General features: G+C 63.4%; 30 protein-coding genes. 17 read left to right on the plus strand and 13 right to left on the minus strand.

The features are described 5' to 3' along the window. A complete protein-coding gene (locus PE067_RS19210; protein ID WP_276191327.1) occupies window positions 1–1,254 on the minus strand; it encodes an aromatic ring-hydroxylating dioxygenase subunit alpha in 1,254 nt (417 codons plus the stop codon). A 135-nt stretch (window positions 1,255–1,389) separates the two neighbouring features. After that, a complete protein-coding gene (locus PE067_RS19215; RefSeq protein WP_276191328.1) occupies window positions 1,390–2,064 on the minus strand; it encodes a GntR family transcriptional regulator in 675 nt (224 codons plus the stop codon). Between the two features lie 293 nt (window positions 2,065–2,357). Between PE067_RS19215 and PE067_RS19220 the strand changes: the two genes are divergently transcribed. From PE067_RS19220 to PE067_RS19260, 9 genes are all read left to right on the plus strand, one after another. Beyond that, window positions 2,358–2,915, plus strand: coding sequence for a VOC family protein (locus PE067_RS19220; protein WP_276191330.1), 558 nt, complete (start codon window positions 2,358–2,360; stop codon window positions 2,913–2,915). 27 nt (window positions 2,916–2,942) lie between these two features. Then, a complete protein-coding gene (locus tag PE067_RS19225; protein WP_276191331.1) occupies window positions 2,943–3,260 on the plus strand; it encodes a 2Fe-2S iron-sulfur cluster-binding protein in 318 nt (105 codons plus the stop codon). Between the two features lie 55 nt (window positions 3,261–3,315). Beyond that, window positions 3,316–4,959 (plus strand): class I adenylate-forming enzyme family protein, encoded by a 1,644-nt coding sequence (locus PE067_RS19230; RefSeq protein ID WP_276191333.1) that lies wholly within the window; start codon window positions 3,316–3,318, stop codon window positions 4,957–4,959. Between the two features lie 176 nt (window positions 4,960–5,135). Then, on the plus strand, window positions 5,136–6,266 hold the full coding sequence (locus tag PE067_RS19235; protein WP_276191335.1) for an ABC transporter substrate-binding protein: 1,131 nt from the start codon (window positions 5,136–5,138) through the stop codon (window positions 6,264–6,266). 68 nt (window positions 6,267–6,334) lie between these two features. Further along, complete coding sequence (locus PE067_RS19240; protein WP_276191336.1) at window positions 6,335–7,225, plus strand: branched-chain amino acid ABC transporter permease; 891 nt, start codon at window positions 6,335–6,337, stop codon at window positions 7,223–7,225. Then, on the plus strand, window positions 7,222–8,133 hold the full coding sequence (locus PE067_RS19245) for a branched-chain amino acid ABC transporter permease (RefSeq protein ID WP_276191337.1): 912 nt from the start codon (window positions 7,222–7,224) through the stop codon (window positions 8,131–8,133). The genes PE067_RS19240 and PE067_RS19245 overlap by 4 nt, the downstream gene beginning before the upstream one ends. Then, on the plus strand, window positions 8,114–8,884 hold the full coding sequence (locus PE067_RS19250; RefSeq protein ID WP_276191339.1) for an ABC transporter ATP-binding protein: 771 nt from the start codon (window positions 8,114–8,116) through the stop codon (window positions 8,882–8,884). Before PE067_RS19245 ends, PE067_RS19250 begins: the two co-directional genes overlap by 20 nt. Further along, window positions 8,874–9,578, plus strand: a complete 705-nt coding sequence (locus PE067_RS19255; RefSeq protein ID WP_276191341.1) for an ABC transporter ATP-binding protein — start codon at window positions 8,874–8,876, stop codon at window positions 9,576–9,578. Before PE067_RS19250 ends, PE067_RS19255 begins: the two co-directional genes overlap by 11 nt. Window positions 9,579–9,584: 6 nt before the next feature. Then, complete coding sequence (locus PE067_RS19260; protein WP_276191343.1) at window positions 9,585–10,379, plus strand: TIM barrel protein; 795 nt, start codon at window positions 9,585–9,587, stop codon at window positions 10,377–10,379. On the opposite strand, the gene PE067_RS19265 is transcribed toward PE067_RS19260, so the two are convergent. Both PE067_RS19265 and PE067_RS19270 read right to left on the minus strand, forming a co-directional pair. Next, window positions 10,376–10,714, minus strand: coding sequence for a Rieske (2Fe-2S) protein (locus PE067_RS19265; RefSeq protein WP_276191344.1), 339 nt, complete (start codon window positions 10,712–10,714; stop codon window positions 10,376–10,378). The genes PE067_RS19260 and PE067_RS19265 overlap by 4 nt on opposite strands. 73 nt (window positions 10,715–10,787) lie before the next feature. Continuing rightward, window positions 10,788–11,951: an acyl-CoA dehydrogenase family protein gene (locus PE067_RS19270; protein WP_276191345.1), complete on the minus strand. Its 1,164-nt coding sequence runs from the start codon at window positions 11,949–11,951 to the stop codon at window positions 10,788–10,790. A gap of 125 nt (window positions 11,952–12,076) precedes the next feature. Between PE067_RS19270 and PE067_RS19275 the strand changes: the two genes are divergently transcribed. From PE067_RS19275 to PE067_RS19290, 4 genes are read left to right on the plus strand one after another with little or no spacing between them, the layout of a single operon-like run. Next, window positions 12,077–13,054 (plus strand): thiamine pyrophosphate-dependent dehydrogenase E1 component subunit alpha, encoded by a 978-nt coding sequence (locus PE067_RS19275; RefSeq protein ID WP_276191346.1) that lies wholly within the window; start codon window positions 12,077–12,079, stop codon window positions 13,052–13,054. Beyond that, window positions 13,051–14,064 (plus strand): alpha-ketoacid dehydrogenase subunit beta, encoded by a 1,014-nt coding sequence (locus PE067_RS19280; protein WP_276191347.1) that lies wholly within the window; start codon window positions 13,051–13,053, stop codon window positions 14,062–14,064. Before PE067_RS19275 ends, PE067_RS19280 begins: the two co-directional genes overlap by 4 nt. Window positions 14,065–14,066: 2 nt before the next feature. Further along, window positions 14,067–14,447 carry a biotin/lipoyl-containing protein gene (locus PE067_RS19285; RefSeq protein ID WP_276191348.1) on the plus strand — a complete coding sequence of 127 codons (381 nt, stop codon included), beginning with the start codon at window positions 14,067–14,069 and terminating at the stop codon, window positions 14,445–14,447. Next, window positions 14,362–15,483 (plus strand): dihydrolipoamide acetyltransferase family protein, encoded by a 1,122-nt coding sequence (locus PE067_RS19290; RefSeq protein WP_276191349.1) that lies wholly within the window; start codon window positions 14,362–14,364, stop codon window positions 15,481–15,483. The genes PE067_RS19285 and PE067_RS19290 overlap by 86 nt, the downstream gene beginning before the upstream one ends. Window positions 15,484–15,545: 62 nt before the next feature. Here the strand turns inward: PE067_RS19290 and PE067_RS19295 are convergent, their stop codons facing one another. From PE067_RS19295 to PE067_RS19305, 3 genes are read right to left on the minus strand one after another with little or no spacing between them, the layout of a single operon-like run. Further along, entirely contained in the window at window positions 15,546–16,025 is a 480-nt protein-coding gene (locus tag PE067_RS19295) for a VOC family protein (RefSeq protein WP_276191350.1), read from the minus strand. After that, window positions 15,985–16,455 carry a nuclear transport factor 2 family protein gene (locus PE067_RS19300; protein ID WP_276191351.1) on the minus strand — a complete coding sequence of 157 codons (471 nt, stop codon included), beginning with the start codon at window positions 16,453–16,455 and terminating at the stop codon, window positions 15,985–15,987. The genes PE067_RS19295 and PE067_RS19300 overlap by 41 nt, the downstream gene beginning before the upstream one ends. Further along, a complete protein-coding gene (locus PE067_RS19305; RefSeq protein WP_276191353.1) occupies window positions 16,431–16,589 on the minus strand; it encodes a nuclear transport factor 2 family protein in 159 nt (52 codons plus the stop codon). Before PE067_RS19305 ends, PE067_RS19300 begins: the two co-directional genes overlap by 25 nt. 106 nt (window positions 16,590–16,695) lie before the next feature. On the opposite strand from PE067_RS19305, the gene PE067_RS19310 reads away from it, so the two are divergent. Genes PE067_RS19310 through PE067_RS19325 form a run of 4 tightly spaced genes read left to right on the plus strand, consistent with a single transcriptional unit; the run spans window position 16,696 to window position 19,514 of the window. Next, window positions 16,696–17,223, plus strand: coding sequence for a PaaI family thioesterase (locus PE067_RS19310; protein ID WP_276191355.1), 528 nt, complete (start codon window positions 16,696–16,698; stop codon window positions 17,221–17,223). Continuing rightward, a complete protein-coding gene (locus tag PE067_RS19315) occupies window positions 17,223–17,675 on the plus strand; it encodes a hypothetical protein (protein WP_276191356.1) in 453 nt (150 codons plus the stop codon). Before PE067_RS19310 ends, PE067_RS19315 begins: the two co-directional genes overlap by 1 nt. Beyond that, window positions 17,650–18,015 (plus strand): MaoC/PaaZ C-terminal domain-containing protein, encoded by a 366-nt coding sequence (locus tag PE067_RS19320; protein WP_276191358.1) that lies wholly within the window; start codon window positions 17,650–17,652, stop codon window positions 18,013–18,015. The genes PE067_RS19315 and PE067_RS19320 overlap by 26 nt, the downstream gene beginning before the upstream one ends. Next, window positions 18,015–19,514, plus strand: coding sequence for an AMP-binding protein (locus PE067_RS19325; protein ID WP_276191604.1), 1,500 nt, complete (start codon window positions 18,015–18,017; stop codon window positions 19,512–19,514). Before PE067_RS19320 ends, PE067_RS19325 begins: the two co-directional genes overlap by 1 nt. Window positions 19,515–19,541: 27 nt before the next feature. On the opposite strand, the gene PE067_RS19330 is transcribed toward PE067_RS19325, so the two are convergent. The 6 genes from PE067_RS19330 to PE067_RS19355 all read right to left on the minus strand — a co-directional run bounded on the left by PE067_RS19330 (window position 19,542) and on the right by PE067_RS19355 (window position 22,582). Further along, a complete protein-coding gene (locus PE067_RS19330) occupies window positions 19,542–20,324 on the minus strand; it encodes an SDR family oxidoreductase (RefSeq protein WP_276191359.1) in 783 nt (260 codons plus the stop codon). Further along, on the minus strand, window positions 20,317–20,532 hold the full coding sequence (locus PE067_RS19335; protein ID WP_276191360.1) for an aldo/keto reductase: 216 nt from the start codon (window positions 20,530–20,532) through the stop codon (window positions 20,317–20,319). The genes PE067_RS19330 and PE067_RS19335 overlap by 8 nt, the downstream gene beginning before the upstream one ends. Further along, a complete protein-coding gene (locus PE067_RS19340; protein WP_276191362.1) occupies window positions 20,484–21,251 on the minus strand; it encodes an aldo/keto reductase in 768 nt (255 codons plus the stop codon). The genes PE067_RS19335 and PE067_RS19340 overlap by 49 nt, the downstream gene beginning before the upstream one ends. A 12-nt stretch (window positions 21,252–21,263) precedes the next feature. Further along, window positions 21,264–21,677, minus strand: a complete 414-nt coding sequence (locus PE067_RS19345) for a VOC family protein (RefSeq protein WP_276191364.1) — start codon at window positions 21,675–21,677, stop codon at window positions 21,264–21,266. Window positions 21,678–21,786: 109 nt separating this feature from the next. Next, window positions 21,787–22,113: a hypothetical protein gene (locus PE067_RS19350; protein WP_276191365.1), complete on the minus strand. Its 327-nt coding sequence runs from the start codon at window positions 22,111–22,113 to the stop codon at window positions 21,787–21,789. Next, window positions 22,067–22,582, minus strand: coding sequence for a hypothetical protein (locus PE067_RS19355; protein ID WP_276191366.1), 516 nt, complete (start codon window positions 22,580–22,582; stop codon window positions 22,067–22,069). The genes PE067_RS19350 and PE067_RS19355 overlap by 47 nt, the downstream gene beginning before the upstream one ends. Window positions 22,583–22,585: the final 3 nt, after the last annotated feature.

Genomic DNA, 22,585 nt, shown 5'->3' on the forward strand with positions numbered 1-22,585 from the left:
CTAGACCCGTTCGGCTTCGGCCTGGGCCTCGGCCTCTTTCCAGCCGCTGTCCCAATAGGGTTCCAGCAGTGGATGGATGCGCAGCGCCTCGGGGACGTTTTCGACGCCGATGCGACGGTCCAGCTCCTCGTGCCAGTGATAGATGCGGCGTTCCTGATAATTCAGCGGGAAGTTCCGCAACCCGCTGGACATGGCCGCGATCTGGATCTTGTCGGCGAATTGCAGGTCTTCCTCCAGAATGATCGCGAAATTCCTGATGCGCGTGTCCCAGATTTCGGGCCGCTCGCCCTCGCCCCAATGGGGCGCGAACCAATAGACGTCGATGGACATCGTGTCGATGGTTTCGGGCCAGAAGGCCAGAACCGGGATGCCCCAGGGCGAAACCGGCGTGACCAGATTGGGATAGGCCATCAGCGACAGGTTGGTGTCGCCAAACCACGGATCGACCCCGTCGATTTCCGGCAAGCCGCGCACGCCGGGGTCCTTCCACCCTTCGCGCTTGAAGGGCGTCACCATCCGGGAATGGCCATGTTCATACAGCGTGATCGCAGAGCCGCGATGGTCCAGAAAGCGGTCCACCGTATTCTGGTGGATGGATTTCAGATGATAGACTTCCAGAAAGGCGTCGATCAGGATCTTGACGTTGCATTTCACCTGAATCGTCGATTTGTGGATCAGCGACAGGGTTTCGGGTTTCATTTCCTCCAGCGCCTGCGCCACGGGGCCAAGGTAATCGCGCAGCGGCATAGCATCGGGATCGAGGTTCACGAAATACAGATTGCCGATGTTTTCGCAGCGCACCTCGACCAGCGAGCGGCAGCCAAGGTCCAGCCCGACGAAATCGCGCCGGTCGCGCAGATTGATCAACTCGCCCCGGGTGTTGTAGGTCCAGCCGTGATATTTGCACGACACGCCGCGCGACTTGCCCGAAGGCTCTGTCACCACCGGGGCGCCGCGATGGCGGCAGGTGTTGTAGAAACAACGGACCTTCTGATCCTCGCCCCGGATAAAGAACAAGGGCTCTCCAAGGCGCGACCATTGGATATAGGATCCGACCTCTGGCACCTCATCGGCGTGAACGGCGTAAAGCCAGGTCTTGCGCCACAGATGTTGCATTTCCAGATCAAAGAACGCCGGATCGGTATAGCGCAGCCCCGGCAGATCGGGGAATTGCGGGAACCCCTCGGGCGGGCCGCCCCGCGCGCTTTCATAGGCCTGTTGATCCAGAATCCGCTGTTTTTCCCGTTGGTCCATCGTCACCCCTCCCAGAAGACGGCGCCGGGGATGGGGAAAATGGCCAATGCCCGATCACCCCGACTCGGGTAGTATTTTTATAGAACAATTTTGCATACACAAGGGCTGATTCAACTGAATGCTGTTGATCGGCAATTATCCGGCGCGCACGCGATCTTCGTTCATGGCGATGTAATCCGCCAGAATGTCGCCCTGAACCTTGGTGTGCTTGCGGAATTCATCGGCGGCGCGTTCACTGTCCTGCGTCAGGATCGCGTCCAGAATGGCGCGGTGATCGTCCAGGTTGGTCTGCGACTGTCCCGGATACCCCAGTTGAAAGCGGCGATAGGGCACCAGCTTGCTGCCAAGCCGGTTGGTCATGTCGATCAGTTCCTTGTTATGCGTGCCGTCGATCACCAGCAGGTGGAACTGGCGGCTGAGCGTGTAATAGGTCGCGCTGTCGCCCGTCGCAAAGGCGCGTTCGGACCTGTCGTGAACATCCTTCAGGGCCGCGCGCTCTTCGGCGGTCATGCGCCGCGCGGAAAACTTGGCGCAGATCGATTCCAGCTCGGACATGATTTCGAACTGCCGGATCAGGTCCGACACATCCGTCATGGTGACGACAGCGCCCTGCCGGGGCCGCTTTTCGACCATGCCGGATCTGATCAGTTGCAAGATCGCCTCGCGCACGGGGGTGCGCGAAACATCGAAACGCCGGGCCAGTTCTTCTTCGTCAAGCGAACTGCCGGGGGCGATGGCGCCCGAAAAGATATCCTGCTCCAGCGCAAGCCTGACTTTTTCCGAATGGGTCATCCCTGCCGATCGTGCCATCTCTGCTCCTTCTCCACCGCGTTCCGGCGGCCCGGAAACGTCATCAAGATATGTCCGGGACCGCGTCTTGTATGCCTAAACTTCCTGAGAAGCGTATTCTACCCTAATGTTGTTCCATAACACTAACAGCGCGCACCCCATCAGCGGTAGAAAATCTTGACCAGGTGACGCCCCGGCGCCCACCGGTGCGAGGCCGCCCGCAGAAGGCCGGAAGAAAATCTCATACCTGCGATTATTGTATATTGATTCCTGCGAAAAATTACACAATAACCAATCGCGGAGGAGGAAGGATCATGCCGAAAAGCCCTGATCCTGTGGTGACAGGACCGATCCAGCGCAGCAGCGGGATCGTCCAGATGGGCTATGTGGTCCCTGATCTGGGGGCCGCGCTGGACCATTGGACGAAAACCCTGGGCGTCGGCCCGTTTCTGGTCACGTCGCGGATCGACTATGCCGAATTGCACTATCGCGGCAAGCCGATTGCAATCGAAAATGCCGTGGCGCTTGCGTCATGGCGCGGCATGCAGATCGAGATCATCCAGCAGACCTCTGGCGACGATTCGATGTTCACGGATTTCATCGCGCGGCGCGGGGGTGGGCTGCATCATGTCTGCGTCCTCAGCGATGACCTGAACAGCGATCTGGCCGCCTGGCAGGCCGCCGGAACCACGGTGCTGATGGGCGGACGCACGGCTGCGGGCATCCCCTTTGCCTATCTGGACAGCGATCCCGACGACGCGGGCCGCGTCATCGAAATCGTTCAGCCCTCGCCCGGCCTGACCCGTTTCTTTGCCCGGCTGGATCAGCTTGCCGAAAGCTGGGACGGCAGGGATCCCATCCGCCACGTCTAGACATCACCAGCCATATCAAGGAAGCCAATGCCACGCATCATTGCCACCGACCGCGACGGCAGCGTCAAGGAATTCGACGCCGACCCCGGCATGACCCTGATGGAGGCGCTGCGCGACACCGCCGGGCTTGATATCGCGGCGATCTGCGGCGGCTCGTGTTCCTGCGCGACATGCCACGTCTATATCCCCGCGCATTGGGCCGAACACCTGCCCGCACAGCAAGCGGATGAGGTCGAGCTGATCGAATTCCTGCCCGCCTATCGCGACACGTCACGCCTGAGCTGCCAGATCGAAATCACGGACGCGCTGGCCGGTCTCGAAGTCGAGCTGGCCCCCGAGGACTAAACCCGGCCCACCGGGCACTGCATGCGGCCCGATGCCACCGGGCCTGGGAGGACGAATGCCAACGCAATCGGAATATACCACCACCACGACAGTCGGCGACCTGCTGGTGCGGGCCAGATCCCTTTGGCCCGACAAGGATGCCATCCGCTTTCCCGGCGACAAACGCAGCTTTGCCCAGTTGCACGAGGCGGCGATGCTGCGCGCGCGCGAGTTGCACGGGCTTGGCATCAGGCCGGGCGACCATGTCGGCCTGTTCCTGCCCAGTTGCATCGAATATCTGGAATATTATTTCGGGCTGGCCTATCTGGGCGCGGTTTCGGTGCCGATGAACGCGCGCTACCGCGAATACGAATTGCGGTATCAGACGGTGAATGCCGATCTGGTGCATATCATCTCGACCACGTCGGTAGCCGAGGGGCTGGATTTTCGCGCGCGTCTGTATCAGGCCTTTCCCGCCTTGCAGCAGGCATCGCCCGATCAGCCCGTCGCCCTGTCCGATGCGCCGCGCCTGCGCGGGATCACGCTGCTGAATGACGAGGTTTCGCCGGGCTGCCTGCGCCAGTCCGTTTCCAGCGGTTACGCACGGTTCACGAAACCCGAGGTGATCGAGGCGCTGCGACGCGCCGTGACCCTGCGTCAAACGGCGCTGATCCTGTATACATCGGGGACGACTTCGGACCCCAAGGGCTGCATGATCAGCCACGAGGCGCTGGTGCGCACCGGCATCGGGCTTGCGGAACGCTACGGCATGACCGATCAGGACGTCTTCTGGTCGCCGTTGCCCATGTTCCACGTCGGCGCGCTGTTTCCGCTTTGTGCGGCCTGGCATGCCGGGGCGACCTACGCCAGCATGCAGCATTTCGACCCCGGCACCGCGCTGCGGCTGATTCGCGAAGTCCGGCCCACCGTCGGCTATCCCAGCTTTGCGCTGTTTCTGTCCGATATGGTCTACCATCCCGATTTCCGGGCCGAGGACATGGCTTCGCTGCGGCTGATCAACTGCTCGATGGCACTCAGCGCCGAACCGTTCCGCGCGCTGATGCGGAAAAGCTTTCCGAATGCGGTCTTTGTCGGCACCTATGGCATGACGGAAACGGCGGGCACCGTGACGACCAGCGACCCGTCGGACAGCGAAACCGAAAGGCTGAATCGCCTTGGCCGTCCCTTTGCCGGCCTGTCGGTCAAGATCATCCGCGAAGACGGCCATGAGGCCGCCCCCGGCGAGATCGGAGAGATCTGCGTCAAAGGCTTTTCGATCTTCACCGAATATTACCGCGACGCCGCCAAAACCGCCGAGGCCAAACGTGACGGCTGGTTCCATACCGGCGACCTTGGTTCCCTGGACGATGCGGGCACGCTGATGTTCCACGGCCGCGCCAAGGATATGCTGAAGGTCGGGGGCGAAAATGTCGCCGCGCTGGAAATAGAAATGATTGTCGCCAAGCATCCGGCGGTCAAAACCTGCCAGGTTGTCGGCAAGCCCGATGAGCGCCTGCAGGAGGTCCCGGTCGCATTTGTCGAACTGGTTCCCGGCGAGGCCGTGGACGCCGCCGAACTTATCGCCTATTGCAAGGGCAGGATTGCCAGCTTCAAGGTTCCGCGCGCTGTCCACTTCATCGCCGAATGGCCGATGTCGGCAAGCAAGATCCAGAAGTTCAAACTTCGCGAACAGGCTGTTGAACTGGCCGCCAGCGTCTGACCGGACGCCGGAGGTCAGATCAATATTTTTACTATCATAACAAAATATTTATATACCGCAAATTTGTATACATGATAGGCTGCCGATTAACGAATCCACGCTGATCCGTTCGGGACACTGCCGCCGCAAAGGTGCCGCTGTCGCCACAATCATACACTCCTGGGGAGGAAGGTGTCATGAAGCTATCCAAACTGTTCCTGACCTCGGCCGCGATGGCGCTGCTGACCGGCGCTGCGGCCAGGGCCGAAGAATATCACGTTGTCGTCCTGCAGGCGCTGACCGGCCCCGCGGCCTTCATCGGAACGGCGGTGGCGGACGGGATGCGCCTTGCCGAACAGCAGATCAACGAACAGGGCCTGTTGGGCGAGGGCAATACGCTCAAGGTCACCTATGCCGATGATGCGACCGACCGCACGCAGACCATGTCGCTGATCGCCCGCTATGCCAATGACCCCTCGGTTCTGGGCATTCTGGGGCCGACCAGCGGCGCGGTGGCGATTGCCGGTGCGTCCTCGGGAAACCAATACAGCGTGCCGGTCATCACCACGACCAATTCGCCCGAGGTGCTGGAACAGGGGCCGTGGTCCTTCATCCTGACGCAGCCGCCGGAAATCACCATTCCCTACCTGGCGGAATATGCGGCCGATGTGAAAGGCGTCAAGGAATGCGCCATCATCGGCATCCGCGATATCGAGGCCTATGTCGCGCTGCAAAAGCAGTTCGAAAAGCTGGTCACCGACAAGGGTGTCAAGATCACCACCGTCGAACAGGTCGGCGGCACGGATTCCGATTTCTCGTCGGTCGCGACTAAGATCGCGACGGCGCAACAGGATTGCGTCTTTGTCTCGGCCTCGGCTTCTCAGGGGGCAAATATCATCGTCCAGTTGCGTCAGGCCGGTCTGGACCCGGCGATCCCGGTTTTCGGCCATAACGCGTTCGCCTCGCCCGAGTTTCTGGAACGTGGCGGCGCCGGGGTCGAGGGCGTGACCTTTATCGCCGATTGGGTGCCGGGCGGTTACGACGAATTCACCACGGCCTTTGATCAGGCATTCACCGCGCGCTTCAGCCACGCCGCCGACAACTGGAACGCGGTCGGTTACGGCGGCATGCTGGTCATGGCCAATGCGCTGAAGAACATGGGGCCTGACGCCTCGCGCGAGGCCTTGCGCGATCAGTTGGGCCAGACCAAGGACGTGCGCGTCGCCGCCGGTCAGGGCACCTATTCCGTCGACGAAAAACGCTATCCCCATGTCGGCATGAACGTGCTGACGGTGCAGGGTGGCGAATTCGTCGCCGCGCCGCGCTGATCCACGCCATCCGGCAGGCCGTGGCGCATTCGCCCGCCATGGCCGCCCAGCAATGACGGACAACCGGGATGCTCCTGCAACAGATACTTAACGGAACCGTGTCCGGGGCGATCTATGCCCTGTTCGCGCTAGGCTTTACGCTGATATTCGGCGTGCAGAAGCTGCTGAACCTTGCCCATGGCGCCATCTTCATGGCCGGGGCCTTCATCGCCTATTATGCGACCGTGCAGGGGCTGCCCTTCTGGTTCGCGCTGCTGCTGGCGACAGTATCGACGGGCGTCATTTCGGTGATCGTCGATTTCGTCGCCTTCCGGCAGTTGCGCAAGGCGGGGCACGCGGAATTCGCGGCCATCGTCACCTCGATCGGGGTCGACCTGATCCTGATGAACATCGCGCAACGGGTGTCGAATACCAAGGTGCTCAGCTTTCCCTTCGGCACCTTCCCGGTCAAGTTCTACAATATCCTTGGCCTGCGGACCTCGCTGTTGCAGCTGACGATCCTGGGGCTTGTGCTGGTTCTGGTTCTGGCGCTGGCCTATTACATCAACCGCACCAGCTTTGGCCGTCAGGTCCGGGCGGTGTCCAGCAATGAAAACGCCTCGGCCCTGCTGGGGATTTCGGCGCCTGCGGTCTATCGCCAGACGTTTTTCATCGCGGGCGCGCTGGCCGGGCTTGCGGGCGTGCTGATCGGGCTGTCCTTCAACTCGATCCACTTCATGATGGGCGAGCCGTTTTTGCTGCAAGCCTTCGTCGTCGTCGTGATCGGCGGGCTTGGGTCGCTGCAAGGGGCGGTGATCGCCGCCATCCTGATTGGCATCATCCAGTCGCTGACCATCGCCTACCTGTCCAGCGAGCTGTCGACGGCGATCATCTTTGCCCTGCTGTTCGTCACGCTGCTGTTCTTTCCGAACGGGCTGTTCGGCCGGGCAGGCAATTATGCAGGGGGAAGCCGCAGATGATGTCCTTCTACTATGCGAACCAGCCGCTGATCGACTTTTTCCTGCTGGCCGTCGGGCTTGGCTACAGCCAGCAGCTTGCGCTGCGCGCCGGGGTGTTTTCGATTGCGACCGCAGGGTTTTCGGCGCTTGGCGCCTATGCCACCGCAATCCTTGTCACCCGCCACGGCGTTCCCGTGCCCTTTGCCATCATGATCGCGGCCTTTGTCGGGATCGCGGCCAGCTATATCCTGTCGGTGCCGCTGGCCCGGCTGCGCGGCGCCTTTCAGGCCATTGCCACGCTGGCATTCGTGCAGGTCGTGATCGCGCTGCTGCTGTATTTCGAAGCCTTTACCGGCGGCGCCATCGGCATTTCGGGCATCCCGCGGGTGATGAACACGGGCTGGCTGCTGCTGGCGGTGCTGGTCACCATCTATGTGATCTGGTCGATCAACCGCACCTCGGTCGGCAGGGTCTTCAGCGCGCTGCGTCAGGACGATTCCGTCGCCGCCTCGCTTGGGATCCCGATCAAGAACTATTACGCGCTGGCCTTTGTGCTGTCGGGTGTGATCGGCGCGGTCTTTGGCTCGCTGCGGTCGCTGTATGTCTTCAATATCGAACCCATCGATTTCGGCTTTCACGCCATGGTCGCCAGCCTGACCGTGGTCGTGCTGGGCGGGCGCAATACGCTGCTTGGCCCGATTGCGGGCGCGCTGATCATGGCGGTTCTGCCCGAACTGGCCCGGCCGCTGGCCGAAAACCGGGGCATCGTCAACGGTGCCATCCTGATCCTGGTCATCACCTTCCTGCCCAATGGCGTCGGCGACGAACTGGTCTATTGGTTCCGCCGCCGCATGCGCCGCAGGAACCAGACCACCGCCCTGACCCCGCAACCCCATAAGGAAGACAAACATGTCATCGCTACGGATTGAGGGTGCCTGCAAATATTTCGGCGGTCTCAAGGCCGTCGACGGGATCAACATGACCGTCCCCTCGGGCCGCATCACCGGGCTGATCGGCCCGAACGGCGCGGGGAAAAGCACCGTCGTGAACATGATTTCCGGCGTCTACAGCCTGACCCATGGCGAGGTCTGGCTGGACGACCAGCAGATCACCCGTCTGCATGTCGATCAGGTCGCGCGCTGCGGCATCGCCCGCACCTTCCAGAACATCCGCCTGCTGCCCGAGGAAAGCGTGCTGGACAATGTCGTCATCGGCTTTTTCCGCAAGCAGCAGACCGGCGTCATCTCCAGCCTGCTGGGCCTGCCTGCCGCGCTGGCCGAAACCCGGCGGCTGCGTGAACAGGCGTGGGAATTGCTGGGCCGCTTCGGCATTCAGGAATATGCCGATCTGGACGCGGGCAGCCTGCCCTATGGCCACCAGCGCCGCGTGGAAATGGCGCGCTCCATCGCCGCATCGCCGCGCATCGTCATGCTGGACGAACCCGTCGCCGGCATGAACGAAGTCGAATCCGCCGAGATGGCCGAGATCTTTGAAAGCCTTGCGAAATCCGGCATGGGGCTGCTGCTGATCGAACATAACGTGGCCTTTGTGTCGCGCCTGTGCAGCCATGTCTATGTGCTGGATTCCGGCCGTATGATCGCCGAGGGCGCGCCCGAAACCGTCACCCGCGACCCCAAGGTCATCGAGGCCTATATCGGAGGCAAGGCCCATGCTGCTTGACGTCAGGAATATCTGGGTTTCCTACAAAGGCATTCAGGCCCTGCGCGATGTCAGCCTGCATGTGAACAAGGGCGAAATGGTCGCGCTGGTCGGCTCGAACGGGGCGGGGAAATCGACGCTGCTGAACGCGCTGAGCCGCGCGGTCACGCCGCAAAAGGGTCAGGTCACCTTCAACGGCCGGGATCTGGGGCGGCTAGCCGCCTATCAGGTTGCGCGTCAGGGGCTGTTGCAGGTCCCCGAAGGGCGGCAGGTGCTGGCCGATATGTCGGTCTGGGAAAACCTGCAGCTTGGCATGTTGGCGCAGGGCCGGCGCCCGGCGAAATACACGCTGGAACAGGTCTATGACATCTTTCCCATTCTGCAGGAACGCGCCACCCAGATCGCGGGCACGCTGTCGGGCGGGCAGCAGCAGATGCTGGCCATCGGTCGCGCGCTGATGGGCGCGCCCGATATCCTTTTACTGGACGAGCCTTCGCTTGGCCTGTCGCCCCTGATGAGCGATCAGGTCTTTGACGCGCTGATCCGCCTGAACCGGCAGGGGCTGACGATCCTGCTGGTCGAACAGAACGCCTTTCGCGCGCTGGAATGCACGCAGCGCGCCTATGTGCTGGATCGCGGCAAGATCGTGATCGAGGGCGCCTCGGCCGATCTGATGCAGGACCAGCGGGTCATCGAAAGCTATCTGGGGTCGTAACCGGACATGTCGCGCATCCTGACCCTGCACCAGCTTAGCCTGCGCGACACCGATCCGGTCGCGCTTTGCTGCATCGCGGCGGATACGGGCTTTGACCATGTGTCGGTGTTTCTGCATCCGCCCGCGCCGCAACTGGATATCTTTCCACGCCTGAAACCCGGCGCGGAAACCGCAGCCTTCCGCGAGGTGATGCGGACGACCGGCGTTCAGGTCCATAATATCGAGGCCCTGCCCTTTTCCGGCCGCACCGATCCGGCGGAATATCTGCCGGTTCTGGATCACGCGGCGGATATCGGCGCGAAACGGGCGACCGTGCTGATCTATGACCGCGACCTGCGCCGCGCCTCTGACCGGCTGTCGCGGACCTGCGATGCGGCGGCGGAACGCGGCATTGCGATTTCCATCGAATTCATGGCCTATTCGACGCTGTCGACCCTGCCGATTGCGGCGGCTTTCGTGCGCGACAATGGCCATGCCAACCTCAGCCTGCTGCTGGACCCGCTGCATCTGGCGCGCACCGGCGGCAGCCCCGCCGATATCGCGCCCGCCGCCGACCGGATCGGCGCGCTGCAATTTTGCGACGCGCCCCTGACCGCGCCCGCAGATGCCTTTGCCGAGGCGGTCGAGGATCGCGCCATTCCCGGTCAGGGCGAATTGCCCCTGCAACAGATCCTGGACCTGACATCGCCCGATCTGCCGCTGGATGTCGAGGTCCCGATGCTGCGCCTGCAACAGCAGGGCATCAGCGCGCTCGACCGGGCAAGGCTGCTGAGAAAATCGCTGGACGATTTCCGGATCTAACGGGCGCGCACCAAGACGCGGCGGCCCTGAATCCGGACCTCGACCTTGGGCAGATCGCGGCACATCGAGGACAGGGATTTGCCGGTCGAACAATCGAACCGCGCGCCATGGGCCGGGCATCTGACAATCGTGCCCTCGACCTCGCCCTGCGAAAGCTTCGCGAATTGATGGGTGCAATTTCCGGAAAAGGCGACGATTTCATCGCCCTGACGACACAGGATCACCTCGCGCCCGGCTGCGGTCACGAACCACGGCGCCTTGCCGGGCACCTGCATGGTCGAACCGACATCGGTGAATTCGTCCTGATCGCCCGAACCCAGATTCTTGGGGATCATCTTTCCCTCGTCTCGTTTACGGCATGCAGCCTCTGGCGAAGCGCCGGGCAGGTCAACCCGCCCGGCAGGATGTTCACGACCGGCGCTGATTGAAGCGGCGGCCGACCATGGCGGCGGTGATGTTCACCTTCTGGATATCCACGGCGCCACCCGCGATGCCCCAGCCCCGAGAATCGCGCAGCCGGCGTTCCATCGGATATTCCTTGGAATAGCCATAGCCGCCCATCAACTGCACCGCATTCCCCGTCACCTCGCGCGAGATTTCATTGGCAAAGCATTTCGCCAGCGAACTGTCGAGGATCGAGGGCATACCATCCTGCGCGTTCTGCGCCGCGCGATGGATCAGCAGGCGGGCGGCATCGACGCGCAGGCGCATTTCGGCCAGCTTGATCTGCACCGCCTGAAAATCGACCAGCGGACGGCCGAATTGCTGGCGTTCCTGAACGTATTCCAGAACATCCTCCAGCGCGCCGGATGCCTGGCCAAGCGACATGGTCGCATTGCCGCAGCGTTCCAGATCGAACGCCTCCATCAGGCGCTTGAAGCCACCGCCGGGAACGACGATGTTTTCCAGCGGCAGTTCGACATTGTCGAAAAACAGATCGCTGGACGGCACGCCGCGAAAGCCCATAAGCTTTTCCTGCGGGCCAAAGCTGAAACCGGGCGTGCCCTTTTCCAGATAGACCGCACCGATCCCGCCCGCGCCGGGCGTGTCGTCGAAACGCGCATAGATCACATAGCCGTCGGCATGGCCGCCGCCCGAACACCACCGCTTGTTGCCGTTCAGCACGACCTTGTCGCCTTCGACACGGGCGCGGGTCTTCAGGTCGGTCAGCGCCGATCCCGCATCGGGTTCGGACATGCCGATGGCGATGACCTTTTCGCCCCGGCACACTTCGGGGATGACGCGCGTCTTCAGCGATTCTGGGGCGAAATGTTCGATGGCACGGACCGGGCCCACGCAGGATCTGAACACCGGAAAGGCCACGGCGGAACTGATCTTGGCAAATTCCTCGACGACCAGCAGCGCCTCGAGATTGCCAAGGCCAAGCCCGCCATATTCCTCGGACACGTTGATGCCCAGAAAGCCCATTTCAGCGTAGCGCCGGATCACGTCATGCGGGACAGGCTCTGCCTTTTCCTCAAGCTCGCGGGCGAGATCCGTCAACCCGCTGCGCGCGAACCTGCGGGCGGCCTCTTGCAGGTCACGCTGGATCTCGGTCAGCCGGAAATCCATCAACTCCTCCAAAAATACATTTATGCTTGCTTAAATATACACAACGCCGCAGATTTGAACATATATAAATTGACATCACCCTGAAAATCGACCAGCTTTCAGACACAGAAAGCGGAGAGAGACCCATGCAGCAAAGCCGCACCGACATTCTCAGGGCCTATCGCCAGATGCGGATGATTCGGGAATTCGAAGAAAAGCTACATATCGAAAACCGCAGCGGCGAAATTGCGGGTTTCACGCATCTTTATGCCGGGCAGGAAGCGATTGCCGTGGGCATCTGCGAACATCTGACCGACCGCGACTACATCAGTTCGACCCACCGCGGGCACGGCCATTGCATCGCCAAGGGCTGCGATCCGCGCCTGATGATGCATGAAATCTATGGCCGCGCGGATGGGCTGTGCAAAGGGCGCGGCGGTTCCATGCATATCGCCGATATCGACAAGGGGATGCTGGGCGCCAATGGCATCGTCGGCGGCGGCCCCCCGATCGCGGTTGGCGCGGCGCTGACCTGTCTGGCGCGCGGCGATGGCAGCGTTTCGGTGTCCTTTGGCGGCGGCGGATCATCGAACCAGGGCACCGTGTTCGAGGCGATGAACATGGCCGTCGTGCTGAAGCTGCCCAAGATCTTTGTCTTTGAACTGAACGGCTATTCCGAACATACCGGCGAAACCTACATGATCGGGTCGGACATCGTGCAGCGCACCGAAGGCTTTGGCCTGCCGGTCTTTCAGGCGGATGGGTTCGATTATTTCTCGGTCCATCAGGCGATGGCCGATGCGCTGGAACATGTCCGCGCGGGCAAGGGTCCCTGCGCGCTGGTCGCCGAGGCGACGCGCTATTTCGGCCATTTCGAAGGAGATCCGCAGAATTACCGCGCCAAGGACGAGGTCAAGGGCCTGCGCGAAACCCGCGACGCCCTGCTGCATTTCCGCGCCAGGGTGACCGAGGCGGGCCCTTTGGACGCCGCCGAACTGGACGCCATCGACAGCGAAGTCGCCGCCTTTATCGAAGATTGCGTGACATCCGCCAAGGCCGGCCCGACACCCGGACCCGAGGTGATGCTGGCCGATGTCTACGCCGATTACCAGGACAAGCCATGACCGTTAAATCCGTAAGAGATGCGCTGAACGAGGCGCTGTTTCAGGAAATGCGCCGCGACCCCAGTGTCATCGTCATGGGCGAAGACGTGTCCGGCGGCGCGGGCGGCTCGTCCGGCAGCCGTGACGCTGCGGGGGGCATTTTCGGCGTCACCAAGGGGTTGATCACCGAATTTGGCGAACATCGTGTCATCGACACGCCGATTTCCGAAAGCGCGATCATCGGCCTTGCCAATGGCGCGGCGCTGACCGGGATGCGTCCCGTCGCCGAATTGATGTTTGCCGATTTCGTCGGCGTCGCCATGGACCAGATCTACAACCAGCTGGCCAAGTTCCGGTATATGTTCGGCGGCAAGGCCAAGGCGCCGGTCGTCGTGCGCATGTCGATGGGCGCGGGCATGAACGCGGGCGCGCAGCACAGCCAGACCATCTATTCGATGCTGTCGGCGGTGCCGGGGCTGAAGGTCGTCGTGCCCTCGAACCCGGCGGACGCCAAGGGGATGCTGGCTGCCGCGATCCGCGACGACGACCCGGTGATCTTTCTGGAACACAAGGCCTTGTATTCGACCAAGGGCGAGGTGCCGGATGGCGAATATATCGCGCCGCTGCATGGCGCGAACCTTGTGCAATCGGGCAAGGATGCGACCGTCGTCACGCTTGGCCGGATGGTGCCGTTTTCGCAAAAGGCATCCGCCAAACTGGCCGAGGAGGGCATCACCTTTGATCTGATCGACCTGCGGTCCACCTCGCCCATCGACGAGGAACTGATTCTGGAAAGCCTGTCGCTGACCGGGCGGCTGGTGGTCGTCGACGAATCGAACCCGATGTGTTCCATCGCATCCGAAATCGCGGCCATCGCGGCGGAAAAGGGCTTTTCGTCCCTGCGCGGCCCCGTCATCCGCGTCACCGCACCCCATACCCCCGTGCCCTTCGCCCGCGAACTTGAACGGATGTATGTGCCCGGCCCCGACCGGATCGCAGCGGCCATCCGCAAAGCCGTGAAAGGAGAATGAGCATGGCCGATATTCATCCCGTCACGCTGCCCAAATGGGGGCTTGAAATGTCCGAGGGGCAGATCTCGCGCTGGCTGGTTGCCGAAGGCGATGCGATCGAACCCGGCACCGAACTGGTCGATATCGAAACCGACAAGATCGTCAACACGCTGGACACCGACAAGGGCGGCAAGCTGCGCCGCATTCTGGCGCCCGAAGGCGAAACCGCGCCCGTCGGCGCCCTGATCGCCGTGCTGGCCGATGACAGCGTCAGCGATGACCGCGTTGCCGAATTCATCGCCTCCTATGTCGCGGTCAATGCCTCGTTCGACCCCGATTCCGATACCCCCGCCCCCCGAACCCGCAGCGGCGCCCTCCTCCTTGGCCGCGGCGGACAGCGCTGATGTGAAGGCTTCCCCCTTGGCCCGTCGCATCGCCGGTCAGCAAGGCATTGATCTGACCCAGGTGACCGGATCGGGCGTGAACGGCAAGGTCCGCAAGACCGACCTGCCGTCCACGCCCGCCGCGCTCTCCCCCGAACAGGCGGCGGCGCGCAATGCCGGTGCCAAGGCCAGCCAGATCGCGGTGAATTTCGCCAATGCGCTTGGGCTGGATATCAGCGGGCTCAGCGCGACCGGCTATCGCGGGCGGATTTCGCTGGCCGATGCGCAGGCGGCGGCGCAGGCGGCGGGCCTGTGGTCGCCTGTTGTCGCGGCGCCAGCGGCTGCCGCCCCTGTCGCCTTGGCGGCAACGCCGGGCGTCGAGCAACCCTTTACCGGGATGCGCAAATCCATCGCCAATGCGCTGCGCCAGTCGAAACAGACGGTGCCGCATTTCTACACCGCGATGGATGTCGAAATCGACGCGCTGATGGCGCTGCGCGCGCAGTTCAATGCGGGCCGCGAGGGCGCGGGCAAGCTGTCGGTCAACGACTTCATGCTGCGTGCGACCGCGCTGGCCTTGGCCGCCCATCCCGAGGTGAACATCCATGTCTCGGACAATGGCATCACCCGTTTCGATCAGGTCGACCTGTGCGTGGCGGTGGCGATTGACGCGGGGCTGATCACGCCGGTCATCCGCAATGCGGCGGCGCGGTCGGTGTCCGATATCTCGACCGAGGCGGGGCGGCTGATCGCGGCGGCGCGCGACCGCAGCCTGACGGCGGATGACCTGCGCGGCGGCACCTTCACGCTGTCGAACCTTGGTATGTATGGCGTGCGCCAGTTCGACGCGATCATCAACCCGCCGCAGGGCGCCATTCTGGCCGTCGGCGGTCCCCGCCGCGAGGCGCGCGAGGCCGAAGGCGGCGGCATCCGCTTTGCCAGCGTGCTGACCCTGACCCTGTCGGCCGATCATCGCGGCATCGACGGCGCGGTTGCGGCGCAATTCCTGTCCACGCTCAAGGCGCGGATCGAAACCCCGATGTCGCTGGTCATGTGACCCCGCGAACGGATCCGGCATGATGAAAAGGCCCCGTTTCGGGGCCTTTTCCATGTCTCGCATCAGACCGTGTCAGGCATCTGCCAATGCGGCGCAAAGGTCTGATCCGGATCGTGAAATTCCAGCAGCTCGACGACATTGCCATCGGGATCGCGGCCATAGACGGCCGTCAGACCGGGACGCGCCAAAGGTTCGGAGTTGAACGGCATCCCCGCCGCCAGCAGCCGCGCATATTCGCCCCGGATATCCGAGACGACCAGCCCGATATGCGTCAGACCGGCCCCGAAAAGGCGCTGTTCGCGATCTCGCATTTCGGGGTCGGGGCTGGAAAACTGGAACAGTTCCAGAAAGCAGTTGTGATGGCGCAACATCGCCATCTGCGCCTGCGCCCCCTGCGTGCCCAACAACCGGTTCTGCACCGGCGCGCCGGGTTCCCATTCGTGGCGATGCACCAGCGTGAAACCCAACAGCCCCGTGTAAAACCCGATCAGCCGCTGGATATCACGGGTGGAAATCGCCGTGTGATGGACCCCCAGAATCACGCCTGGCTGTCCCGGTGCCGGGTAATGTCTCGACCCAACCCGTCCAGCTTGGCAGCGTTTCCGGGTAATCGCCCGGCAAGGGCGTATCATAGCCGCGCTGCCGCAGGGGCGAGGCCAGCGCCTCAGCATAGGCCTGCACCGGGACGTAATACAGGAATTTCAGCAGCCGCGAGGCAAAGAACCACTGCCCGTTTTCCCGGCGATATTCGTCCTCATACCGCAGCGAGCCGACCAGAACCTGTTGATTGCGCACGGCTTCGGCATGGCAAAACACCTCGCCCGTGGCGCGGTCGGGGTTTTCGGGGTCAAAGGTGATGACCGTGTCATGGGTCCAGTGGACCGACAGGCCCAGCACCTCGAACCGCTTGCGATACATCTGCATGATGCCGTCCAGCCCCTGCCCCGTCATGCGCCCATCGGCGGAACGCACCCAGAGCTTTCGCGAAACAGCGACCGCAGCAGCGGCACGTCGCGATCATCGCAGGCTTTGCAGTAATGTGAAATCAGCGCCAGAATCTCGGCACGCGATTCCAGCCGGTCAAGGCGGCTTTCCAGATCGGTCATATCATCCTCCCATATTCGACGCATAGATTTGCACATATTGACTTGCCGTTCATTATATTATTTTATTATTTTTGCATATTTATTGCTGCGACCACAGGGATCACCCATGTCAGCAGAAGCCTTCTATCGCCCGCAAGACTGGGAAAGCACCTATGCCACGCCGGACGGCTGGATCGAACTGCCATCCCCCGGCGGGTTCTGCGATACCTTCGGGCCTGTCCATGCGACCCGCGACGGCCCCGGCAGCTTTGCCGTGGGCTTTCGCTGCACGGAACGCCACCTGAACCCCTCGCGCTACTGCCATGGCGCGGCGCTTGGCGCCTTTACCGACATGCAGGCCTATGGCGTCCAGCATCTGGTCGGCTATCAGGCCGCCGTCGTGCCGACGATTTCGATGAACATCGACTTTCTGTCCATCGTCAACATGGGCGAATGGGTGCGCGGCGATATCGAGGTGACGCGCAAGACCCGCAATCTGGTCTTTGCCCTGATGCGTTGCAGCGTGGACGGCCGCCCGGTGATGAACGCCCGCGCGCTGTTCAAGGTCGCGGCCATGTCGGATCTGGCCGACACCAGTTATTTCGACAATATCGGCCCGGAAATCGAACGCCGCTTTGCCCGGATCGGCCGCTGATGCCCCGGCCAGAGGCTGCAACCGACCCGCGCGACATGCCGGACGGCTGGTTCGACCTGACGCCGGAACTGGACGACCGGGTGCGCGCGCTTTCCGCCGCCCCGCCCCGTCAGGGCGACCGCGCCCATCCGATCCATGCCTATCTGGGCGCGCTTGGCGGGATGCCGATGCGCATCGGTGATTTCAGCCGCGCGCTTGGGCTGGCCTTTGATGCGGGGCCGGTTCTGGGCGAATGCACGATGACCTATCCGGGCCGCCTGCGCACCGGACAGCGTTACCGGGTATCGACCGAAATCCTTGACCTGACGCGCAAGCCAAGCCGCCGCTTTGGCATGGCCGACCATCTGGTGCTGGCGATCACCCTGTCGGACGCGAGCGGCCCGGCCAGCATCCTGCGGTTCAAGATGATAACTCCGGTGGTGGAAGATGAGCAGCGACACGACACGACCTGACGCGACATTCGGACCGGTCAGCGGCGATGACATGGCGGAATGGTGCGCCGCCCTGCGCGACGACAACGCCATCCACCTCAGCCGCGCGGCGGCAGCAGCAGCGGGCTTTGGCCCGAACCGCGTCAACCCCGGCCCCGCCAATCTGGCCTATGTCCTCAGCGCCGCGATGGCACGCGATCCGCAGGCCGAATTCGCCCGGATCACCGCGCGCTTTCTGGGCAATGTTTTCGAAGGTGATATGCTGTCCATCCGGCTCGCCGACGAAGCCGCCGAATTGCGCGCCACCACCCGCGACGCCACCGTTCTGGCCGTCCAGCTTACCCGAAAGGAAAGACCGTGATGCAAGAGATCCTTGGCGCCTCGACCACCAATCTCTGGCGCCTGATCGTCGCCCGCGCCGAGGCCGCGCCCGATGCGCTGGCCCTGATCGAAGGGGATTGCCGCATGACCTACGCCCAGATCATCGCCGCCGCGAACCGCATCGCCGCCGATCTGGTGGCGCGGGGCGTCGGGCGCGGCGACCGCGTCGCGGTGCTGTCGGAAAACTGTCTGGAATATGCCCTGACGCAACTGGCCTGCGCGAAACTGGGCGCGATGGTCGCCTGTTTGAACTGGCGCCTTGTCGCGCCGGAACTGGCCTGGTGCATCGAACTGGTTCAGCCGCGCCTGCTGCTGGCTTCGGACCGTCACCGCGATCTGGCGCGGGCGGCCTGTCCGGCGCTGGAACCGGTCGATCTGCGCAGCCTTGGCCGCGATGGCGACACCACCGAACAGGCCCAGGCCGAGGACGGTTTCATCATCATCTACACATCCGGCACGACGGGCCGCCCCAAGGCCGCCGTCATCAGCCAGCGCGCACAGATCGCGCGGATGTGCGCCTTCCGGCTGGATCTGGGCCTGACGCTGGATGACGGCTATATCTCCCGGGCGCCGATGTTCCACATGGGCGGGACGGAGCATCTGTTCTCGACCCTGCTGATCGGCGGCACGGTCACGATCATGGATGGCTTTCAGACCGATGCGATCATGCAGACGCTGCGCGAATTCCGCATCGGCTGGCTGATGACCATCCCGGCGACGACCGAACTGCTGCTGGACCAGCTGCGCCGCGACCCCGGCCCGATCAAGGGCGTGCGCGTCGTCGGCGCCATGGCCGACATGACCCCCGCCGCCGTCATCGACGAGGTGACGCGGCTGTTGAACGCACCCTATCTGAATTCCTTCGGTGCGACCGAAACCGGCATGCCGCCCCTGTCCGGTGACCTGATCCAGCCCGGAACCATGCCGCGCAGCCTTGCGAAAAAGATCAGCATCCTGACCGAACTGCGCCTTGTCGGGCCGGACGGCCAAGACGTCGCCCCCGGCGAGACCGGCGAGGCATGGGTGCGCGGCCCGACGCTGTTCAGCGGCTACTGGAACGCCGATCAGGTCAACCGCGACAATTTCAGCGGTGGCTGGTTCCACATGGGCGACCTGTTCCGCCGCAGCGCCGAGGGTTACGAATTCGCGGGCCGGTCGAAGTACCTGATCAAATCCGGGGGCGAGAATATCTATCCCGCCGAAATCGAGCGCGTGATTCTGGCCGATCCCCGCGTCGCCGATGCCATCGTCGTGCGCAGGCCGGACGACAGTTGGGGCGAGGCTCCCGTCGCCGTCATCGCCCGCAGTGACGACACGCTGGACGAGGATCAGGTCATTGCGCTGTGCCGGGCCAATCTGGCGGGCTACAAGCGGCCCAAGGGCGTGGTCTTTATCCCCGTCGCCGATTTCCCGCGCAGCACCAGCGGCAAGATCATCCGCGAAGATGTTGAAATCATGGTCAGAAACGCCGCGACCTGAACCGGCGCGGCGCCCTGTGATGCGCGTTCAGTCGACGAAACGATCCTCGGCCTGATGATAGGCCGGGGGCACGACGGCGGTGCTCAGCCCGCTGTCGATGACCAGAACCTGCCCCGTGATGCCCCGCGCCGAAGGCCCGGCCAGATAGGCGAAGGCATCGGCGATATCGTCGGCCGTGCAGACATAGGGCACCGGATTGCGCGCCAGCGCCCGGTCATGGGCCGCCTTTTTCCCGCCGCTGAGGCTGCTGGTCATGCCCGTGACGACATTGCCCGGCGCCAGCGCATTGACGCGGATGCCTCGCGACGCCAGCTCGACCGCGGTGGATCGCGTCAGCTCGACGACCGCATGTTTCGCGGTCGTGTAGGAATGGTTCGCCCATGCCCCGATCCTGGCCAGGCTGGCGGTGTTCAGGATCACCCCGCCATCTTCGCCCATCGCATTCGCGGCATGTTTGGTCCCGTAAAAGACGCCGCTGACCATGATGTCCAGCACACGGTTGAAATCGCGGGCGGGGGTGCGGCCAACCGGGCCGATGGCACCCAGAATGCCCGCATTGTTGATCATGCAATCCAGCCGCCCGTGACGTTCGACCGCCGCCGCGACCAGCGCGGCAACCTGATCTTCGTCCGCGACATCGCAGGTCAGGGCCGTAGCCCCCAGTTCCTGCGCCAGCGCGCCCACCCCTTCGGCGCGCAGATCGCCCAGCACAAGGGTCCAGCCGTCGCGGTGAAACCGCCGCGCCGTCGCCGCCCCAAGGCCCGAACCCGCGCCGGTGATCACGGCGACCTTTTTCAATGCTTCAGTCATCGTGCAACATCCCTTCCAGCGCGGCGATCTGATCGGCGCTCAGCCGCAGGCTGGCGGCCTTGGCATTGGCCGTAACCTGTTCGGGCTTGGTCGCCCCCGCCATGACCGAGGCCACGACAGGCTTCGACAGCAGCCAGGCAAAGGCCACATCGGTGATGTTCAGCCCGTTCTGGTCGCACCAATCCGCGATGCGGTCGATGCGCACCATGTTTTCGTAGCGTCATCGTAGCGCTCCGCCAGCCGGTCGATCTTGCCAAAGCGGCCCGCATCGACATTTCCGCCCCGGTATTTCCCGGTCAGCAGCCCCGAGGCCAGCGGGAAACAGGGCAGGAACCCCATGCCAAGCGCATTCAGGCAGGGGATCGTCGCAGCCTCTGCCCCGCGCCGGATCAGCGAATATTCCGCCTGAAGCGAAATGAAATGCTGCACCCCCAGTTCGCGCGCCAGATGATGGGCATGGGCGATTTCCCAATCGGCCATGTTCGAGGTGCCGATATAGCGCACCTTGCCCTGCCCGATCAGCCGGTCCAGCGCATCCAGCGTTTCCTCGATCGGGGTCGAGGGGTCGGATTCATGCAGTTGATACAGGTCGATCCAGTCGGTGCCCAAACGCCGCAGGCTGTCTTCGACGCAGCGGATGATATAGGAACGGTCGGCGCCCTTGCTGCCATCGGCCATCTGCATCCCGAATTTGGTCGCGATCACCGCCTGCGGCCTGCGCGCGCCTGTGGCACGGCCCAGAAACTCCTCTGATCCGCCGGAATGGCCATAGATATTGGCCGTGTCGAAAAAGGTGATGCCCGCGTCCAGCGCGGCATCGACGACGCGTTTCGACTGCGCCTCATCCGTGGTCCAGTTGAAATTGTTGCACCCCAGCCCCACCGTCGAGACGCGCAGGCCGGAACGCCCGATCTTGCGATATTCCATCATCCTTCCCCCTTACAATTCGCGGATCACGTCATTGCCGTCCCACCCGACCGAGGGCAGGCGCATCCGGTCGAACATCTGGCGGCGTTCCGGTTTCAGATCGACCAGTTCGATCATGGGCGCGTCGGGGTCGGTCGGATCGGCAAGATAGCACATGCGCGACAGCGCCTGATGGCCTTCGATGGCGCGAACCATGCCCCGCGCCTCTGCCGCCGCGATCTGGGCGTCGAAATCGTCGCGGAGAAAGCCGAAATGCTGCAATCCCGCCCCGCGCCGTTCCAGAAAGTCGCGATAGGGCGAGGCGTCCTCCGTGGGTTCGATCAGCTCGATCTGGACGGGGCCGGTATAGCCCATCAGCACGCGCTGGTGGACCTGACGGGTGACCTGCTGGCCCCAGATCTTCAGCACCTGAAAGGGGATCGGCACGGGATAGATGAAGAGGGACCGACCCCCATGCGCGCCGCCCGGTCATGCGCGGCGGCATCGGCGTCGGGGACGACATATCCGTGCTGGAACAGGGTTCCGTAATGGCGGCTCATGCGTTTTCTCCGATTGTTTTCAGTATGTTTCGGGTTGCCGTCAAGGCGCAGCGGGCGGCCATCGGGCCGGGAATGCCAGCCTGCGGCACCTCGATCCCGATGATGGCTGTGCGGGGCAGCGGGCGCGGGAAACCGACCAGATCGGCGATGCCCGCGCCGGGCAGGGCGCGGTCGGACAGCGCCTCGGACGGTTCATCAGCGGGGGCGATGCCGGGTTTGACATCGCATAGCTGGATGCGCCCGACATGCGCCGCATGGGTCGGCAGATCCGCCAGATCACCGCCCACGCGCCAGAAATGCAGCGCATCCAGTTCGATGGTCATTGGCAGGTCGCGGGTGCGGATAAAGCGCGCGGTCTGGTCCAGCGTGACCAATGTGCCGCGTTCTGGAAATTTCGGTGACGATGCCAAGCCCGCGATCCCGCGCGGCGGCACGAATTTCGCCCATCTGTTGGCCAAGCCGGGGCAGATCAGGGGTGCGCGCCAACAGGTTAACCAGCCGCGCGCCCAGTTCGGCGGCGATGTCCAGCAGCGGCGGCAGGTCGGCCGTCACCGTGTCCGGCGCGACGCAAAAGGGTTCCGCCATGTCCAGACGGACGCCCGTCTCGCGCAAGGCCCGTTGCGCGGCGCGGCGCTCGGGTCCGGGCGCGGACAGGCGGTAATCGGGCAGACCCAGCACCGGCGCCAGCAACAGCGACACCCGCCCCAACCCCAGATCCGCCGCCAGATGGATGAAATCCGCCGCAGGCAGGTCAGGCGCGGTCGGGAAATCCAGGCACAGCCTGTCGCTCATGCC

The sequence above is a fragment of the Paracoccus sp. DMF-8 genome, from assembly GCF_029309835.1.
Lineage (GTDB): Bacteria > Pseudomonadota > Alphaproteobacteria > Rhodobacterales > Rhodobacteraceae > Paracoccus.

What these genes read in the sequence shown, in the direction of transcription:
- PE067_RS19245 (WP_276191337.1), top strand. Translation starts at nt 7,222, where the DNA reads ATGATGTCCTTCTACTATGCGAACCAGCCGCTGATCGACTTTTTCCTG.
- PE067_RS19335 (WP_276191360.1), bottom strand. Translation starts at nt 20,532, where the DNA reads ATGGTGCGCATCGACCGCATCGCGGATTGGTGCGACCAGAACGGGCTG.
- PE067_RS19290 (WP_276191349.1), top strand. Translation starts at nt 14,362, where the DNA reads ATGCCTCGTTCGACCCCGATTCCGATACCCCCGCCCCCCGAACCCGCA.
- PE067_RS19330 (WP_276191359.1), bottom strand. Translation starts at nt 20,324, where the DNA reads ATGACTGAAGCATTGAAAAAGGTCGCCGTGATCACCGGCGCGGGTTCG.
- PE067_RS19250 (WP_276191339.1), top strand. Translation starts at nt 8,114, where the DNA reads ATGTCATCGCTACGGATTGAGGGTGCCTGCAAATATTTCGGCGGTCTC.
- PE067_RS19220 (WP_276191330.1), top strand. Translation starts at nt 2,358, where the DNA reads ATGCCGAAAAGCCCTGATCCTGTGGTGACAGGACCGATCCAGCGCAGC.
- PE067_RS19225 (WP_276191331.1), top strand. Translation starts at nt 2,943, where the DNA reads ATGCCACGCATCATTGCCACCGACCGCGACGGCAGCGTCAAGGAATTC.
- PE067_RS19230 (WP_276191333.1), top strand. Translation starts at nt 3,316, where the DNA reads ATGCCAACGCAATCGGAATATACCACCACCACGACAGTCGGCGACCTG.
- PE067_RS19265 (WP_276191344.1), bottom strand. Translation starts at nt 10,714, where the DNA reads ATGATCCCCAAGAATCTGGGTTCGGGCGATCAGGACGAATTCACCGAT.
- PE067_RS19305 (WP_276191353.1), bottom strand. Translation starts at nt 16,589, where the DNA reads ATGACCGATCTGGAAAGCCGCCTTGACCGGCTGGAATCGCGTGCCGAG.
- PE067_RS19270 (WP_276191345.1), bottom strand. Translation starts at nt 11,951, where the DNA reads ATGGATTTCCGGCTGACCGAGATCCAGCGTGACCTGCAAGAGGCCGCC.
- PE067_RS19285 (WP_276191348.1), top strand. Translation starts at nt 14,067, where the DNA reads ATGGCCGATATTCATCCCGTCACGCTGCCCAAATGGGGGCTTGAAATG.
- PE067_RS19325 (WP_276191604.1), top strand. Translation starts at nt 18,015, where the DNA reads ATGCAAGAGATCCTTGGCGCCTCGACCACCAATCTCTGGCGCCTGATC.
- PE067_RS19215 (WP_276191328.1), bottom strand. Translation starts at nt 2,064, where the DNA reads ATGGCACGATCGGCAGGGATGACCCATTCGGAAAAAGTCAGGCTTGCG.
- PE067_RS19315 (WP_276191356.1), top strand. Translation starts at nt 17,223, where the DNA reads ATGCCCCGGCCAGAGGCTGCAACCGACCCGCGCGACATGCCGGACGGC.
- PE067_RS19320 (WP_276191358.1), top strand. Translation starts at nt 17,650, where the DNA reads ATGAGCAGCGACACGACACGACCTGACGCGACATTCGGACCGGTCAGC.
- PE067_RS19255 (WP_276191341.1), top strand. Translation starts at nt 8,874, where the DNA reads ATGCTGCTTGACGTCAGGAATATCTGGGTTTCCTACAAAGGCATTCAG.
- PE067_RS19350 (WP_276191365.1), bottom strand. Translation starts at nt 22,113, where the DNA reads ATGACCATCGAACTGGATGCGCTGCATTTCTGGCGCGTGGGCGGTGAT.
- PE067_RS19260 (WP_276191343.1), top strand. Translation starts at nt 9,585, where the DNA reads ATGTCGCGCATCCTGACCCTGCACCAGCTTAGCCTGCGCGACACCGAT.
- PE067_RS19310 (WP_276191355.1), top strand. Translation starts at nt 16,696, where the DNA reads ATGTCAGCAGAAGCCTTCTATCGCCCGCAAGACTGGGAAAGCACCTAT.
- PE067_RS19275 (WP_276191346.1), top strand. Translation starts at nt 12,077, where the DNA reads ATGCAGCAAAGCCGCACCGACATTCTCAGGGCCTATCGCCAGATGCGG.
- PE067_RS19210 (WP_276191327.1), bottom strand. Translation starts at nt 1,254, where the DNA reads ATGGACCAACGGGAAAAACAGCGGATTCTGGATCAACAGGCCTATGAA.
- PE067_RS19355 (WP_276191366.1), bottom strand. Translation starts at nt 22,582, where the DNA reads ATGAGCGACAGGCTGTGCCTGGATTTCCCGACCGCGCCTGACCTGCCT.
- PE067_RS19280 (WP_276191347.1), top strand. Translation starts at nt 13,051, where the DNA reads ATGACCGTTAAATCCGTAAGAGATGCGCTGAACGAGGCGCTGTTTCAG.
- PE067_RS19235 (WP_276191335.1), top strand. Translation starts at nt 5,136, where the DNA reads ATGAAGCTATCCAAACTGTTCCTGACCTCGGCCGCGATGGCGCTGCTG.
- PE067_RS19340 (WP_276191362.1), bottom strand. Translation starts at nt 21,251, where the DNA reads ATGGAATATCGCAAGATCGGGCGTTCCGGCCTGCGCGTCTCGACGGTG.
- PE067_RS19240 (WP_276191336.1), top strand. Translation starts at nt 6,335, where the DNA reads ATGCTCCTGCAACAGATACTTAACGGAACCGTGTCCGGGGCGATCTAT.